Raw genomic sequence first — 15,820 nt, 5'->3', positions numbered from 1 at the left:
AATTAGGGTGGATTACGGAGAGGGGCGCAACAGGCTGCGATACTGCTCCTGACTCAGGGTGAGCCAGGTCGAGGGCGGCAACAGGGCGGCAAACTTGCCGTTGTCCTGATAGAGCCCCACTTCAATCGGGTCGCTCTGACCGGCGATCCACACCTTGAGGGTAACCGGCGTGCCGCGCACTGCATCGCCAGGGGGCAGCAACCAAGCCTGCCACGCCTCGATATGGGCCGCCAGCTGGGCACTGCTGAGCCCCAGATCCGGTCCGCTGCGCCAACCCTGGCCGATACGCTCTATCTGCCAGCTCGGCCCCTGCCAGGTGAGGACGACTGCGCTGTCCGGCAACAGGGTACGAGGTCGCTGGGCGCTGTTCTCCTGCTGGGCCATCTCCAGCCGATGCAGCAGAGTGATCACCGCCAGCACGGCCACTATGATCACGTTATTCCAGCCTTTACGGCTCAATTTCAACATGGCAAGCCTCCGTTTGAACCGGCAGTGTACTGAATTCCAGCCATAAAAAAACCCGGCACTGGGCCGGGCTTTTGGGAATGCAGTATCAAGTAATTACTTGATTTTGCCTTCCTTGTAGATCACATGCTGACGAACAACGGGATCAAACTTTTTGATCTCCATTTTTTCGGGCATGGTGCGCTTGTTCTTGGTAGTGGTATAGAAGTGACCAGTACCGGCGCTGGAGTTCAGGCGAATTTTCTCGCGAATACCTTTAGCCATGATCTAATTCCTTATACCTTAACACCGCTGGCGCGCAGTTCAGCCAGAACCACTTCAACGCCACGCTTGTCGATAATACGCATGCCTTTTGCGGATACGCGCAGGCTTACGAAGCGTTTTTCACCCTCAACCCAAAAACGGTGAGTGTGCAGGTTCGGCAGGAAACGACGCTTGGTAGCGTTGTTAGCGTGCGAACGGTTGTTACCAACTGCCGGGCGCTTGCCGGTTACTTGGCATACTCTAGACATGTCAGTCTCTCCAAATCTTACTTCATTGCTCGAGCAAATATCTGCCCCGCTGGCCTTCGATTGCGGGGCAAACAGAAGGCGGCATTTTATACAGCATCCGTGATCAAAGATCAACTAATACAGTGCCAGAGCCCAGTTACAACCAACCACGCTCTGCAAAAGAAACCGTGATGCCGTCACCGATCACCAAGTGATCCAGCACTCTGATATCGATCAGGGCCAAAGCGGCCAAGATCCGATCCGTGATCTGGCGGTCGGCCCAACTGGGCTCGGCCACGCCGGACGGGTGATTATGCGCCAGAATCACTGCGGCTGCATTATGTTTGAGCGCGATCTGCACGATTTCTCTGGGCCAGACACTTGCAGAATCGAGGGTGCCGTAAAAAAGTTCAACGAATTGAATGACTCTGTGCTGGTTATCCAGCAACAGCAGGGCGAACACCTCCCGCGGCCGATCCCGCAGCTGGGCTTGCAGGTAATCCCGGGTAAGCTGGGGCGAGGTCAGGGCATCGCCCCGTTGCAACTGCTCGGCCAGATGGCGCTTGCCCATCTCCAGCACCGCCTGCAATTGAGCATACTTGGCAGGCCCCAGTCCATGGGCATGACAGAAGGCGCCTTGATCGGCCCCGAGCAGTGCCCGCAGCGAACCAAACTGCTGCAATAGCTGACGGGAGAGATCCACCGCACTCAGGCCGTTGACGCCGGTTCGCAGGAAGATGGCCAGCAATTCGGCATCGGATAACGTCGCTGGCCCCTGCCGCAGCAGTTTCTCTCTGGGTCTCTCATCCTCAGGCCACTCCTTGATGCTCATTTGTCTCTCCCTCATGCCTATTGAGAGAAAACATAGCAAAAAATCGCGGGAGGCCGGCCACAAGTCCCCCATGTCAGCCTCTGTCGTCGTCCGTTGCCTGTGGTATCTTAGCCGACCAGTCAGAGTGAGCCGGAAGAGAAGCAGCAGATGAGATTGGCCGATAAACGCATCCTGTTGGGTGTCAGTGGCGGGATCGCCGCCTACAAGAGTGCCGAACTGGTACGCCGCCTGAAAGATCAGGGGGCCGAGGTACGGGTAGTGATGACGCGCTCTGCCAAGGAGTTCATCACCCCGCTGACCCTGCAGGCGGTTTCCGGTCATCCGGTGGCCGACAGCTTGCTGGATCCGGCTGCCGAGGCGGGCATGGGCCACATAGAGCTGGCCAAGTGGGCGGATCTGGTGCTGATCGCCCCGGCGAGCGCCAACCTGATGGCCCGCATGGCCGCCGGCATGGCCGACGAACTGCTCACCACCCTCTGCGTGGCAACCCCGGCCCCCGTGGCACTGGCTCCCGCCATGAATCAGCAGATGTATCTCAACGCCGCCACCCAGGCCAATCTCAAGACCCTGGCCAGCCGCGGCATACTGCTGTGGGGGCCTGATTCCGGCAGCCAGGCCTGTGGCGACGTGGGCCCGGGCCGGATGCTGGATCCCTTGGAACTGGTTGAGCGCTGCTGCCAGCAACTGGCCGCCGAGCCGCTGCTGGCGGGCGTCAGACTGCTGCTCACCGCCGGACCGACACGCGAGGCACTGGATCCGGTGCGCTACATCAGCAACCACAGCTCGGGCAAGATGGGTTACGCCATCGCCCGCGCCGCCCGTGAGGCAGGGGCCGAAGTGACGCTGGTGAGCGGGCCGGTCGCCCTGCCTGCACCGAGCGGGGTGGAGCGTGTCGATGTAGAGAGCGCCGAGCAGATGCATCAGGCGGTGATGAGCCGGGTCGGCGAGTGCGACCTCTTTATCGGTTGCGCGGCGGTGGCCGACTATAGGCCCGAGCAAGTCGCCAGCCAGAAGATCAAAAAGACCGGCGACAACGATCAGATGGTGCTGACCCTGGTCAAGAATCCCGACATCATAGCCGCCGTGGGGGCGTTATCAGACAAGCCCTTCACCGTCGGATTTGCCGCCGAAACCGTGGATGTGGAACAATACGCCCTCGACAAACTGCAGCAAAAACGGCTGGACATGATCGCCGCCAACGATGTGTCTCGTGCGGGCCAGGGCTTCAATGCCGATGACAATGCTCTGACCGTGTTCTGGCAAGGGGGTCAAGCCCCGCTGCCACTGGCCGATAAGCTGACGCTGGCTCGCCACCTCATCGCCCTGATTGCGCGTCACTACCGGCGCTGAGTGCAGACACATGGCACCTCGCTGGCATTGCCCATGCAGGACGCCCACATCAACACTCACTGAGCAACGATCAATTCATGACTGCCCGGACTGTACCGAGTATTCCGGGTGTCCACACAAGAACCCATTGAAAAACGAACGATTCATGACAACACAAATTGAGCTGAAAATTCTGGATGCCCGCATCGGCACCGAGTACCCGCTGCCCGCCTACGCCACACCGGGCTCTGCCGGTATGGACCTGCGTGCGCTGCTGGATGCGCCCATCACGCTGGCACCAGGCGACACCATTCTGGTACCGACCGGTCTGGCCATCCACATTCAGGATCCCGGCTTGTGCGCCACCATTTTGCCCCGCTCCGGCCTCGGCCATAAGCACGGCATAGTGCTGGGCAATCTGGTGGGCCTCATCGATTCCGATTACCAGGGCCAGCTGATGGTTTCGGTCTGGAATCGCGGCAACGACAGTTTCACCATGCAACCCGGTGAACGCATCGCCCAACTGGTGATCATGCCGGTGGTGCAGGCCAGCTTCCAACTGGTCGATGAGTTCAATCAGAGTGAACGGGGTGAAGGCGGTTTTGGTTCTTCTGGTCGCCAATAACAGACCACACAAGCCCCCGGGCCTGTGCCTAATAACAGAATCAAGCCATTGTTTTTTTTAGGGGAATCCATGGCAAGCAGTAATCAGAAACAGAGTCGGCGCGATCAGATCCTGCAAGCACTCGCCCATATGCTGGAGACCAGCCCTGGCCAGCGTATCACCACGGCACGTCTGGCGGCCGAGGTGGGTGTCTCTGAGGCCGCCCTCTATCGACATTTTCCCAGCAAGGCGCGGATGTTCGAGGGACTGATCGACTTTATCGAGGATTCCCTGCTGTCACGGGTCAACCTGATCATGGCCGAAGAGAAGGACACCATGGCCCGCTGCCATCATATCCTTCAGCTGCTGCTGGTGTTCGCCGAGCGCAATCCCGGCATCACCCGCATCCTCAACGGCGACGCCCTGCTGGGTGAGCACGATCGACTGCGGGATCGCATCAGCATCCTGTTCGACAAGCTGGAAACCCAGATCAAGCAGGTGCTGCGAGAAAAACGGCTGCGGGAAGGTCAGGGCTTCCAGCTCGACGAGACCATGCTCGCCAATCTGCTGCTGGCCTATACCGAGGGACGCATCAGTCAGTTTGTCCGCTCCGAGTTCAAACTCAAGCCCACCGCCGGCTTCGAAGATCAGTGGCTCTTCATCCGCAGCCAACTGCTGCAAAGCTGACGCCATTCGGGTGGATACACAAAGGGAGGCCTTGGCCTCCCTTGTTTTTTATGGCAAAAAATGGAGGGGAGCACCAGATGCGACCCAAACTGTCGCATGCCAGTGTTAGATTCATGCGTCATAAACCTTTACTGCCTGACAGGACATCCTATGGAACCCGAAATCATCACAGAAGCGCAGACCTGGCTGGTCAATAATCAGGGCCTGCTGATCGAGTATGCCGTCAATATTGCGGCCGCCCTGATCACCCTGCTGGTCGGTTACATCGCCGCCAACCTGCTCAGCAATGGCGTGACCAAGGTGATGCATGCTCGCAAGCTGGATGCCACCGTGGTTCATTTCGTTGGCAGCATCCTCAAGTACACCATTCTGGTGTTCGTGGTGATTGCAGCCATGGGGCGAGTCGGGGTGCAAACCGCCTCCTTCGTCGCCATTATCGGTGCCGCCGGTCTGGCCATAGGTCTGGCACTGCAAGGCTCGCTCTCCAACTTCGCCGCCGGTTTCCTGCTGATCATCTTCCGCCCCATCAAAGCCGGTGAGTTTATCGAAGTGGCGGGCACCAATGGTGTCGTGCAGTCGGTGCAGCTATTCACTACCACCCTCACCTCGGGTGACAACAAGATGGTGGTGGTACCCAACTCCGCCATCCTCAACGGCACCATAGTCAACTACTCGCGCATGGACACCCGCCGCGTCGACATGACCTTCGGTATCGGCTACGGTTCTGACCTGCGCAAGGCCAAACAGCTCCTCGAGCGCCTGGTGAGTGAAGAGCCGCGCATCCTGAAGGAACAGGCAGCCACCATAGCCGTTGCCGCCCTGGCCGACTCCTCGGTCAATATCGTAGTGCGTCCCTGGGTCAAGACTGCCGATTACTGGGGCGTCTGGTTCGACTTCCACGAAAAGGTGAAGCTGACCTTCGATGCCGAAGGCATCGAGATCCCCTTCCCGCAGATGGTCATGCACATGCAAAAGCCTCAGGCCTGATACCTGCGCAGACGATCACAACAATGCCAGCCCCGGGGCTGGCATTGTCGTTTCTGAAACCCAGGTCATGCGGCAAAGCATAAAGATTCGACCCGCAGCTCACCTTGCACCATGGGGTCGAAAACCTGTCAATCCGGGCAGCCAGGTTGGCTTGCCCATCTTCATACCAGTCGACGAGCGACCCGGTTGAGCAGTGGCTGCACCAGCGCATAGCCCCCCAGCACGGCCCCGATCACGGCCAACACCCGAATCTCGAGAGTCGGCGCGGCGGCGGTCAGCGCCAGGGTCAGCAGGCCGATGAGGCCTGTAGCGATCAGGCTCAGGGCAAACAGGGATAAAACATGTTTCATATCGATCTCCTCATTCCAGACAGTGGCCATCCCTGGGAGATCTCGTCCATTCGGTGCACATACTAGCCAACGCCCAACCCCGACAAGTTGCGTTTGCTCATAAAACGAGCCGAAAAACGGCTGTCAGATACTCCTTTAGCTGTAATACAAACTTGCCAGACAGGCAGCCATAGATGAAAACCCTTTCACCCCGGGCAAGCCGGGTGAAGTATGAGCAAACTCAAGATCCCCTGGCCATGAGTGACTCATAATCGCAGCGTTTTGGTTGTAAACTCCTTCGATGGCAGACAATTGGTAAAGCTCTGTTACACGGGCCGCGCCATGGGCTCGGTATAATGGGCCCGGTATAGTGCTCGAATAATAAGGTTTGGCGGGAGCCTTGCCTGCAAGGTTCAAACACAACTTGGAAGATCGGTAATCCTATGAAAAATATCAATCCAACCCAGACCCAGGCCTGGCAGGCGCTGGAAGCCCATTTTGCAGCTAACAAAGAGACTCGACTCAAGGATCTGTTCGCGCAGGACCCGAAGCGCTTCGACAAGTTCTCCCTCACCTTTGGCGGCGACATTCTGGTCGACTATTCCAAGAACCTGATCACCGAGGAAACCCTCAAGTTGCTGGTTGATCTGGCCAAAGAGACCGATCTTCGCAGCGCGATCGATGCCATGTTCAATGGCGAGAAGATCAACATGACCGAAGGGCGCTCCGTACTGCACGTGGCCCTACGCAACCGCTCCGACCGCCCCATCGAGTGCGACGGCAAGGATGTGATGCCGGAAGTGAACGCCGTGCTGGCCAAGATGAAGGGCTTCTGCGAGAAAATCATTTCCGGCGAGTGGAAAGGCTACACCGGCAAAGCGATCCAGCACGTGGTCAACATAGGTATCGGCGGTTCAGACCTGGGCCCTGTGATGATCACAGAGGCTCTGCGTCCCTACAAAAATCACCTGCAGATGCACTTCGTCTCCAACGTCGATGGCACCCACATCGCCGAGACGCTCAAAGAGATTGATGCGGAAACCACCCTGTTCCTGGTGGCCTCCAAGACCTTCACCACTCAGGAGACCATGACCAACGCCCTGACCGCCCGCGACTGGTTCATCAAGATCGCCGGTGACAAGGCCCACGTTGCCAAGCACTTCGCCGCCCTCTCCACCAACGGCAAGGCCGTGGCCGAGTTCGGCATCGACACCAACAACATGTTCGAGTTCTGGGACTGGGTTGGCGGCCGCTACTCATCCTGGTCTGCCATCGGCATGCCCATCGCCCTGTCCGTCGGTTTCGAGCACTTCGAAGCCCTGCTGCAAGGTGCCTTCGAAATGGACATGCACTTCGCCACTGCCTCCTATGAACAGAACGTGCCTGTGCTGCTGGCGCTGATTGGCCTGTGGTACAACAACTTCCATGGTGCCGAGTCCGAAGCCATTCTGCCGTACGATCAGTACATGCACCGCTTCCCTGCCTACTTCCAGCAGGGCAACATGGAATCCAACGGCAAATACGTGGATCGCAACGGCAAGCCGGTTGACTACCAGACTGGCCCCATCATCTGGGGTGAGCCGGGCACCAACGGCCAGCACGCCTTCTACCAGCTGATCCACCAGGGCACCAAGCTGATCCCCTGTGACTTCCTGGCACCGGCCATCAGCCACAACCCGATCGGTGACCACCATCCGAAACTGCTGGCCAACTTCTTCGCCCAGACCGAAGCGCTGGCTTTCGGCAAGAGCAAAGAACAGGTCGAAGCCGAGTTCCTGGCTGCTGGCAAAACCCTGGATCAGGTCAAGGATCTGGTGCCGTTCAAGGTGTTCGAAGGCAACCGTCCGACCAACTCCATCCTGTTCAAGAGCCTGACCCCGAAAACCCTGGGTGCCCTGATCGCCATGTACGAGCACAAGATCTTCGTACAGGGCGCAATCTGGAACATCTTCTCCTTCGACCAGTGGGGCGTGGAGCTGGGCAAACAGCTGGCCAACAAGATACTGCCGGAGCTCAACACCGATGCGGCTGTCACCAGCCACGACGGCTCCACCAACGGTCTGATCAACACCTGGAAAGCGTGGAAAGCCTGATTTATCCAGCCTTTCTGAATGCAAAAGCCCCGCTCGATGAGCGGGGCTTTTTTGTGGCCGTCTTTTATAGCTGTCGGGCCGGATTTTCTGGCTGGCCGGTCGGGTGTCCAGTCCGACCGGCGACGGGGATCGTCATCCCCGCCCCTTCATCATCCAGCCCAATGCTGGCTTAACCGCCAACAGCGATGCGTTTCATGTCTTTCATGTAGCCACGCAGTACCTGGCCGATTTTTTCGATCGGATGGTTGCGGGTCGCTTCGTTGGCCGCCAGCAGCGCCAGGTTGTCGACGTTCTGCCCTTCCGCCTTGCTGGCACCCAAGTCGCCCGCCTTCAGGGTCGGCATGAAGTGCTCGCGCAGCAAGGGCACGGCGGCGTTGGCGAACAGGTAGTTACCGTACTCGGCGGTGTCGGAGATGACCACGTTCATCTCGTACAGACGCTTGCGGGCAACTGTGTTGGCGATCAGCGGCAGCTCGTGCAGGGATTCGTAGTAGGCAGACTCCTCGTAGATACCGGAAGCCACCATGGTCTCGAACGCCAGCTCGACACCCGCCTTGACCATGGCCACCATGACCACGCCATTGTCGAAGTACTCCTGCTCGGCAATCTTGCCTGCAAACGCCGGAGCGTTTTCGAAGGCAGATTTGCCGGTTTCTTCACGCCAGGTCAGCAGCTTGACGTCATCCTCAGCCCAGTCGGCCATCATGCCGCGGGAGAATTCGCCAGCGATGATGTCATCCATGTGCTTCTCGAACAGCGGGCGCATCAGGGTGCGCAGTTGCTCGGACAGCTCGAAGGCACGCAGCTTGGCCGGATTGGAGAGGCGGTCCATCATCAGGCTGATGCCGCCCTGCTTCAGGGCTTCGGTGATGGTCTCCCAACCGAACTGGATCAGCTTGCCGGCGTAGGCCGGGTCTGTCCCTTCGGCAACCAGCTTGTCATAACAGAGCAGAGAACCGGCCTGCAGCATGCCGCAGAGGATGGTCTGCTCGCCCATCAGGTCAGATTTCACTTCCGCCACGAAGGAGGATTCCAGTACGCCGGCACGGTCGCCGCCGGTGGCAGAGGCCCACGCCTTGGCGATGGCCATGCCTTCACCCTTGGGATCGTTCTCCGGGTGGACGGCGAGCAGGGTCGGCACACCGAAACCGCGCTTGTACTCTTCACGCACTTCGGTTCCCGGGCACTTGGGCGCTACCATGACGACAGTGATATCGGCGCGGATCTGCTGACCCTCTTCCACCACGTTGAAGCCGTGGGAGTAGCCCAGCGCGGCGCCCTGTTTCATCAGCGGCATCACGGTTTTCACCACGTCGGAGTGTTGCTTGTCCGGAGTCAGGTTCAGCACCAGATCGGCGGTCGGGATCAGCTCTTCATAGGTGCCAACCGCGAAGCCGTTGTCGGTAGCCTTCAGCCAGGAGGCGCGCTTCTCGGTGATGGCTGCCTTGCGCAGGGCGTAGGAGATATCCAGCCCGGAGTCGCGCATGTTCAGACCCTGGTTCAGACCCTGGGCACCACAGCCCACAATCACCACCTTCTTGCCCTTCAGCACGTCGCAACCGTCGGCAAATTCCGCCCGCTGCATGAAACGACATTTGCCCAGCTGGGCCAACTGCTGACGCAGGTTCAAGGTGTTGAAATAGTTAGCCATGGTGATTGCTCCGTTCGATTGATTCCATGCCGGATAACGGCGTTGTCTGAACCACTATAGCGCGGGACACTCATTGCCTGAACTGATATATTCGAAACAGTACGTTGCAGGAATTGAAATATGATTCTTCGCAATCTCAAGCTGTTTCTCCCCCACGTCAGCAAACGCGCCGCCGCAGGAATAGAAAGATGGATCTTCGCAATCTCGAGCTGTTTCTCCACCTCGCCGACTCCCTTCACTTTGGCAAGAGTGCCGATGCCATGGCGGTCAGCCCCTCCACCCTGAGCCGCGCCATTCAGCGACTGGAGCAGGAGACCGGCTGCGTGCTGTTCGAGCGGGACAACCGCAGCGTGCGACTCACCTCGGCGGGTGAGAAACTGCGGGAGTTTGGCGGCAGCCTGTTGCAGGAGTGGCGCCAGCTCAAGCAGGAGCTCAAACGCAGCGACGAACCGCTGCAGGGGAGGCTGCGGGTGTTCTGCTCGGTCACCGCCAGCTACTTTCTGCTGCCCGAAGTGCTGGAGCGCTTCCGCCGCCGCTACCCCCAACTGGAGATCAAGCTGGAGACCGGCGACCCGGCGCTGGCGGTGGACAAGATCCTGGCCGACGAGGCCGATCTCGCCATCGCCGCGCGGCCGGATGCGCTCTCCGCCAAGCTGGAATTTGCCAGCCTGCAGCAGGTGCCGCTGGTATTCATTGCCCCCCGTACCGCACCGCAACAGAGCCAGTGGTTCTTGCAGGGTGAGCCGGACTGGGAGCGACTGCCGCTGATACTCTCCGAACAGGGTCTGGCACGAAAGCGCTGTGACCAGTGGTTTCGCAACAAGGGAATTGCCCCCAACATCTATGCCGAGGTGGCGGGCAACGAGGGCATAGTCGCCATGGTGGCGCTCGGTTTTGGCGTCGGGCTGGTGCCTGCCGCCGTGATCGATCACAGCCCCATGGGAGAGAAGGTGCGCATCGTCGAGCCCAGACCGGCGCTCAAGCCATTCGACGTCGGTATCGCAGTACTCAAGAAGCGGCTGGAAGAGCCTCTTATCCGCGCCTTCTGGGATACGGCGCGCGGCCAAGGTTCACTGCGCTGACGGGGTGGCAGTGACCGGCGCATAGATTAGCGAGGGGTCAGCCATCATGATGCGGCTCCTGGCGGGCAGATCCGGGTTATGCAGCTCAAGCATGACCCGCTCGTCCAGCTTCAACCGACGAATCGTGCTGCCAAACTCCTTTTCAAAGATCTGATCAAAGGCACCGGACTGGCGAGCCCGCTGCAGCCCGAGCTCGATGCGCTGTGCCAGTTCGGGATATTGGGGGGAAACAAAGAACAGCAGCGCCAGCGGATAACGGAACACCAGATGGGGCTCGATTGCGAGCTCCGGATGCTGCTTTAGTTCATCCTCTATCTCGATGACGGAACGCAGAAAGCAGTCAAAACGCCGCTTGAACAGCGCCTCGTAGAGATTGCCCACCGTTACCTTGAGGCCGTTGGCCTTGAGCAGGCGGGTATCGGGCCAGGATCTGTGCTGACCGATGGTGAGTCCGGCGCTATGCCAGTCCGCCAGCGACCCTATGCCGCTAAAGCGCCCCTCATCCCCCGGCCGGATGAGGCAGACCCGCCAGCCCAGCAACCCCTTCGCCAACGGAATATGGACCGCCAGCAGGGAACGCTCCCGCTCTTCATCAGGGGCAAAAACTCCTATCTGTACCAGGACGCCCTCCTGTAACGCCTTGACTGCCCACCCCTGCTCCATTGGCGGACTCGCAATCAGCTGATAGGGACCATATTCAGGCACTGTGAGATCGAGCGACAACCGCAGCAAGCCCGCCACAGCCGGATTGGGGTGCTCCAACAGCAGGTTCCAGGCCCGAATGTGCGACTCGGCAGCCAGGACACTCCCCGCAAACAGTGTGATGCACCACAGCCAAATCCTGAGCATTGCGCCTCGTACCTCTGATCTTGATGCACTCACTATAACGCGTGAGCGCCCAGTTCTGATGCATGGACCCACAGATGTGTGAGCGACTTGGTGTCAAATCTGACAATGGTCAGAGCAAGATCCAGATCACAGACTAGGCTCGGTGTTCAACCTGAATGGAAAAAGCCTCGCCATGATGCGTCACCTGATCGAAATCAACAGCTCACAGCTGTTTGAAGAGTACCTGCAGAGTCTGGGAGTGCCACAAACCTTGCTGGATCACGAACAGGATATCTATCTGCAAGAGCGCCCGCTGGCGGCAGTGCGCCAAATTCAGGGCAAGATGAAGTTTTATCTGCGAGCCAGCGCCCTGACCAAACAGTGATCCGCAACCGGTCACAGAACAGGCAATCAAAGCGTATTACACTGGCACCATCCGTCACCCTCGCCTCCGGGGGTCGCCATGAGGAGTGCCCATGAAACCAAGCGGCCTGGATCGGCTCTTCAAACCCCAGTCAATCGCCGTCATCGGTGCCTCGACCGACCCGCAGAAAGCGGGTCACGTGGTGATCAGGCACCTGCTTGCAGGCCAGTTCAAGGGCCCCATACTGCCGGTCAGCCCCCATAACAAAGCCATCGCCGGAGTGCTGGCTTATCCCAACATTGCCAGCCTGCCACTCTCCCCCGATCTCGCCATCATCTGCACCAAACGCGAACGGGTACTGTCGCTCATCGAAGCGCTCGGCAAAAAAGGGGCCGGGGCCGCCATCATACTGGCCGCCGATTTTTCGCAGGAAGAGAGGGCACAGTTGCAGCGCCTGAGCAGCCAATATGACATTCGCCTGCTTGGCCCCAACAGCATGGGCATGTTACTGCCAGCGCAGGGCATCAACGCCAGCTTCTCCCCCATCGCAGCCAAACCTGGGCAGGTAGCCTTTGTCTCCCAGTCGGCGGCCGTCAGCACGACCATACTGGATTGGGCCAAACAGCATGAGCTGGGCTTTTCCGCCTTTATCTCCCTCGGCGATCACTGTGACATCGACTTCGGCCAGCTGCTCGATCAGCTCTCTCGCGACGGCACCACTCGCGCCATCCTGCTCTATATGGACAAGTTGCACGACGCCCGCCACTTCCTCTCGGCAGCGCGGGCGGCTTCGCGCAACAAGCCAATACTGGTGCTCAAGAGCGGTCGCCACGATCCGGCTAAGGGGCTGGACAACGTCTACGATGCCGCCATCCGGCGAGCAGGCATGCTGCGGGTACGAGATACCCACGAGCTGTTTGCCGCGGTCGAAACCCTGAGCCATTCGCTGACCCTCAAGGGGGAACGGCTGGCCATCATCTCCAACGGCCGCGGACTGGCCAACATGGCGGTCGATGTGCTGCTTGAGCGGGGCGGAAAACTGGCCATGCCACCAAAAGACATAGGTAGTGATGCCGATATCACCGCCTATCAGCAGGCACTCGATACCTTGCTGCAAGGGAATGAAGCAGATGCCATCCTGCTCATTCATGCGCCTTCCCTCACAGCACGCGGGGCCGAATTGGCGCGCAGTCTGATCGATTACCTCAGGCAGCATCCCAGAGCCAGGCGCTTCAATATCCTGACCAACTGGGCCGGGGAATACTCGGCACAGGAAGGACGCAAGCTCTTCACCGAGGCGGGCATTCCGACCTATCGCACGCCCGAAAGTGCAGTGGCCGCCTTCATGCATATGGTGGAATACCGTCGCAACCAGAAGCAGCTGATGGAAACACCCGCGTCCCTGCAGGGGGACAAGCTCAACGTCGAACTCTGCCAACAACTGATCCGGCAAGCACTGGAACGCAAACAACTCACCCTCGATACCCATCTGGTGCAACCCATACTGCAAGCCGCCGGGCTCTCGACCCTGCCGACCTGGATTGTCTCCGACGCCATCGAAGCCACCCTGACGGCTGAACAGATCGGCTATCCGGTAGCAGTAAAATTGCGCTCGCCGGACATTGCCCACAAGTCTGCGGTACACGGCGTCATGCTGAACCTGCGCACTTCTGCCGAGGTCGCGCAGGCGGCAGATGCCATTCTGGATCGGGTCAGACAGCACGATGCCGGGGCCCGCATCGAAGGCTTGCTGGTGCAGCGCATGGCACGCCGCAGCGGAGGGCTGGAACTGAGGATCCGCCTGCAACAGGATCCCGTCTTCGGTCCGGTCATCCTGCTCGGCGAGTCGGGAGCAGAACCCCCGGAGATGGTCGCCGCACTCCCGCCACTGAACCAGGCTCTCGCGCGCTACCAGGTCATCGGCGCCCTCAAGAGCCGCAAGATCCGCGAGCAGGCCACCCCCGAAAGACTCGATATCGATGCGCTTGGTCAGGTGTTGTGCCAGCTATCGGAACTGCTGCTGGCGTTTCCCGAGATCCAGGAGCTGGACCTGCATCCATTGCAAGCATGCGGGGCCGAGATGGTGATTCTGGATGCCAGCCTGACACTGATGCCGATGACACAGCAGCGTTGCCCCTTGGCGATACGCCCCTATCCCACCGAGCTGGAAGAGGGGGCCTGGCTCAAGGACCAGAGCCATGTGCTACTCCGACCGATCCGGCCGGAGGATGAACCCGCTCACAAACAGTTTGTGCTCAAGGTCTCCGATGAAGATAGGTACAAACGCTTCTTTGCTGACGTGGGAGAACTGGGCCACGAAGAGCTCGCTCGTATGACCCAAATTGACTACGACAGGGAGATGGCCTTCGTCGCGGTAGGACAGGACGGGGCCTTCAGTCAGCAAATTCTGGGGGTGGTGCGAGCCATTTCAAACCCGGATCAGTCCGATGCGGAGTTTGCCATTCTGGTGCGATCCGACCTAAAGGGGCTGGGGCTCGGCAAGTTGATGATGGAGAAAATCGTACGTTACGCCAGAGAGAGAGGGATTGGCCAGCTATCCGGCATGACCATGCCCAGCAATCGCGGCATGATCAATCTGGCCAAGCGTCTTGGTTTCAAGATCGATATCCAGCTGGAAGATGGGGTGGTCAATATGGAGTTGCCCTGTGCGGAGAGAGCCTAAGGGGCATAGCGCAGAGGACACCGCAGGAATGATAAATTCCAGGCAATAAAAAACCCCGCTCGATGAGCGGGGTTTTTCGTGTTGGGTGCCTGGCAGTGTCCTACTCTCGCATGGCGAATGCCACACTACCATCGGCGCTACCGCGTTTCACTTCTGAGTTCGGCATGGGATCAGGTGGTTCCACGGCGCTATGGCCGCCAGGCAAATTCTTCAATCTGAGAAAGCTGACGTGAATAACGATTTGCCTGTTGGCTTCGTTATCACTGAATTAGGTAGTAGTTCTTCGATTTGCTACAAGCCTTAGAACACTTCTTGGGTGTTGTATGGTTAAGCCTCACGGGTAATTAGTATGGGTTAGCTCAACACGTCGCCGCGCTTACACACCCCACCTATCAACGTTGTGGTCTCCAACGGCCCTTTAGGACCCTCAAGGGGTCAGGGATGACTCATCTCAGGGCTCGCTTCCCGCTTAGATGCTTTCAGCGGTTATCGATTCCGAACTTAGCTACCGGGCAGTGCCACTGGCGTGACAACCCGAACACCAGAGGTTCGTTCACTCCGGTCCTCTCGTACTAGGAGCAACTCCTTCAATCATCCAACGCCCACGGCAGATAGGGACCGAACTGTCTCACGACGTTCTGAACCCAGCTCGCGTACCACTTTAAATGGCGAACAGCCATACCCTTGGGACCGACTTCAGCCCCAGGATGTGATGAGCCGACATCGAGGTGCCAAACACCGCCGTCGATATGAACTCTTGGGCGGTATCAGCCTGTTATCCCCGGAGTACCTTTTATCCGTTGAGCGATGGCCCTTCCATTCAGAACCACCGGATCACTATGACCTACTTTCGTACCTGCTCGACCTGTCCGTCTCGCAGTTAAGCTGGCTTATGCCATTGCACTAACCTCCTGATGTCCGACCAGGATTAGCCAACCTTCGTGCTCCTCCGTTACTCTTTGGGAGGAGACCGCCCCAGTCAAACTACCCACCAGGCACTGTCCGCGAGCCCGATTCAGGGCCCTGCGTTAGAACATCAAACATACAAGGGTGGTATTTCAAGGACGGCTCCAGCGCAACTGGCGTCACGCCTTCAAAGCCTCCCACCTATCCTACACATGTAGGTTCAATGTTCAGTGCCAAGCTGTAGTAAAGGTTCACGGGGTCTTTCCGTCTAGCCGCGGGTACACCGCATCTTCACGGCGAATTCGATTTCACTGAGTCTCGGGTGGAGACAGCATGGCCATGGTTACACCATTCGTGCAGGTCGGAACTTACCCGACAAGGAATTTCGCTACCTTAGGACCGTTATAGTTACGGCCGCCGTTTACCGGGGCTTCGATCAAGAGCTTCGCTTGCGCTAACCCCATCAATTAACCTTCCGGCACCGGGCAG

15 protein-coding genes and 2 rRNA genes (1 of these 17 cut by a window edge) are annotated in these 15,820 nt (G+C 58.8%); 8 read left to right on the top strand and 9 right to left on the bottom strand.

Annotated features, from left to right (window positions below; all coding sequences use genetic code 11):
* Positions 1-12 precede the first annotated feature (12 nt).
* From ONZ54_RS00455 to radC, 4 genes are all read right to left on the bottom strand, one after another.
* Positions 13-468 carry a hypothetical protein gene (locus ONZ54_RS00455; protein ID WP_021140695.1) on the bottom strand — a complete coding sequence of 152 codons (456 nt, stop codon included), beginning with the start codon at positions 466-468 and terminating at the stop codon, positions 13-15.
* 93 nt (positions 469-561) lie between these two features.
* Complete coding sequence (gene rpmG, locus ONZ54_RS00450) at positions 562-729, bottom strand: 50S ribosomal protein L33 (RefSeq protein ID WP_005307500.1); 168 nt, start codon at positions 727-729, stop codon at positions 562-564.
* Positions 730-740: 11 nt separating this feature from the next.
* Positions 741-977 carry a 50S ribosomal protein L28 gene (gene rpmB / locus ONZ54_RS00445; RefSeq protein ID WP_005321271.1) on the bottom strand — a complete coding sequence of 79 codons (237 nt, stop codon included), beginning with the start codon at positions 975-977 and terminating at the stop codon, positions 741-743.
* Positions 978-1,113: 136 nt separating this feature from the next.
* Positions 1,114-1,788, bottom strand: a complete 675-nt coding sequence (radC, locus tag ONZ54_RS00440) for a RadC family protein (RefSeq protein WP_271787249.1) — start codon at positions 1,786-1,788, stop codon at positions 1,114-1,116.
* A 147-nt stretch (positions 1,789-1,935) separates the two neighbouring features.
* Here radC and coaBC point away from each other — a divergent pair, with 147 nt between their 5' ends.
* The 4 genes from coaBC (at position 1,936) to ONZ54_RS00420 (ending at position 5,395) form a co-directional block, all read left to right on the top strand.
* Positions 1,936-3,138, top strand: coding sequence for a bifunctional phosphopantothenoylcysteine decarboxylase/phosphopantothenate--cysteine ligase CoaBC (gene coaBC, locus ONZ54_RS00435; protein WP_271787248.1), 1,203 nt, complete (start codon positions 1,936-1,938; stop codon positions 3,136-3,138).
* A 145-nt stretch (positions 3,139-3,283) separates the two neighbouring features.
* A complete protein-coding gene (gene dut, locus ONZ54_RS00430; protein WP_005321291.1) occupies positions 3,284-3,742 on the top strand; it encodes a dUTP diphosphatase in 459 nt (152 codons plus the stop codon).
* Between the two features lie 69 nt (positions 3,743-3,811).
* Positions 3,812-4,408, top strand: coding sequence for a nucleoid occlusion factor SlmA (slmA, locus tag ONZ54_RS00425; RefSeq protein WP_005321293.1), 597 nt, complete (start codon positions 3,812-3,814; stop codon positions 4,406-4,408).
* Between the two features lie 150 nt (positions 4,409-4,558).
* The gene (locus ONZ54_RS00420; protein WP_021140968.1) at positions 4,559-5,395 is read left to right on the top strand and encodes a mechanosensitive ion channel domain-containing protein; all 837 of its coding nucleotides are present in this window, start codon (positions 4,559-4,561) and stop codon (positions 5,393-5,395) included.
* 161 nt (positions 5,396-5,556) lie between these two features.
* Here ONZ54_RS00420 and ONZ54_RS00415 read toward each other — a convergent pair whose 3' ends face one another.
* On the bottom strand, positions 5,557-5,745 hold the full coding sequence (locus ONZ54_RS00415) for a hypothetical protein (protein ID WP_034524411.1): 189 nt from the start codon (positions 5,743-5,745) through the stop codon (positions 5,557-5,559).
* Positions 5,746-6,167: 422 nt separating this feature from the next.
* On the opposite strand from ONZ54_RS00415, the gene pgi reads away from it, so the two are divergent.
* The gene (pgi, locus tag ONZ54_RS00410) at positions 6,168-7,817 is read left to right on the top strand and encodes a glucose-6-phosphate isomerase (protein WP_271787247.1); all 1,650 of its coding nucleotides are present in this window, start codon (positions 6,168-6,170) and stop codon (positions 7,815-7,817) included.
* Positions 7,818-7,986: 169 nt separating this feature from the next.
* Here pgi and ilvC read toward each other — a convergent pair whose 3' ends face one another.
* Positions 7,987-9,468 (bottom strand): ketol-acid reductoisomerase, encoded by a 1,482-nt coding sequence (gene ilvC / locus ONZ54_RS00405; protein ID WP_271787246.1) that lies wholly within the window; start codon positions 9,466-9,468, stop codon positions 7,987-7,989.
* A 188-nt stretch (positions 9,469-9,656) separates the two neighbouring features.
* On the opposite strand from ilvC, the gene ilvY reads away from it, so the two are divergent.
* A complete protein-coding gene (gene ilvY, locus ONZ54_RS00400) occupies positions 9,657-10,550 on the top strand; it encodes an HTH-type transcriptional activator IlvY (RefSeq protein ID WP_005321302.1) in 894 nt (297 codons plus the stop codon).
* Here ilvY and ONZ54_RS00395 read toward each other — a convergent pair.
* Complete coding sequence (locus tag ONZ54_RS00395; protein ID WP_271787245.1) at positions 10,539-11,399, bottom strand: type 2 periplasmic-binding domain-containing protein; 861 nt, start codon at positions 11,397-11,399, stop codon at positions 10,539-10,541. The genes ilvY and ONZ54_RS00395 overlap by 12 nt on opposite strands.
* A gap of 172 nt (positions 11,400-11,571) precedes the next feature.
* On the opposite strand from ONZ54_RS00395, the gene ONZ54_RS00390 reads away from it, so the two are divergent.
* A complete protein-coding gene (locus ONZ54_RS00390) occupies positions 11,572-11,763 on the top strand; it encodes a hypothetical protein (protein ID WP_021140974.1) in 192 nt (63 codons plus the stop codon).
* 91 nt (positions 11,764-11,854) lie between these two features.
* Entirely contained in the window at positions 11,855-14,425 is a 2,571-nt protein-coding gene (locus tag ONZ54_RS00385) for a bifunctional acetate--CoA ligase family protein/GNAT family N-acetyltransferase (protein ID WP_271787244.1), read from the top strand.
* 87 nt (positions 14,426-14,512) lie between these two features.
* Here the strand turns inward: ONZ54_RS00385 and rrf are convergent.
* Together rrf and ONZ54_RS00375 are read right to left on the bottom strand one after the other, a co-directional pair.
* A 5S ribosomal RNA gene (gene rrf / locus ONZ54_RS00380) occupies positions 14,513-14,627 on the bottom strand.
* A 121-nt stretch (positions 14,628-14,748) separates the two neighbouring features.
* Positions 14,749-15,820: ribosomal RNA gene (locus tag ONZ54_RS00375) — 23S ribosomal RNA — on the bottom strand; it runs 1,814 nt beyond the window's last position.

Origin of the sequence: Aeromonas salmonicida, from assembly GCF_028355655.1 — a bacterium.
Taxonomy (GTDB): domain Bacteria; phylum Pseudomonadota; class Gammaproteobacteria; order Enterobacterales; family Aeromonadaceae; genus Aeromonas; species Aeromonas salmonicida.
This window is presented reverse-complemented; position numbering and strand designations above follow the sequence as displayed.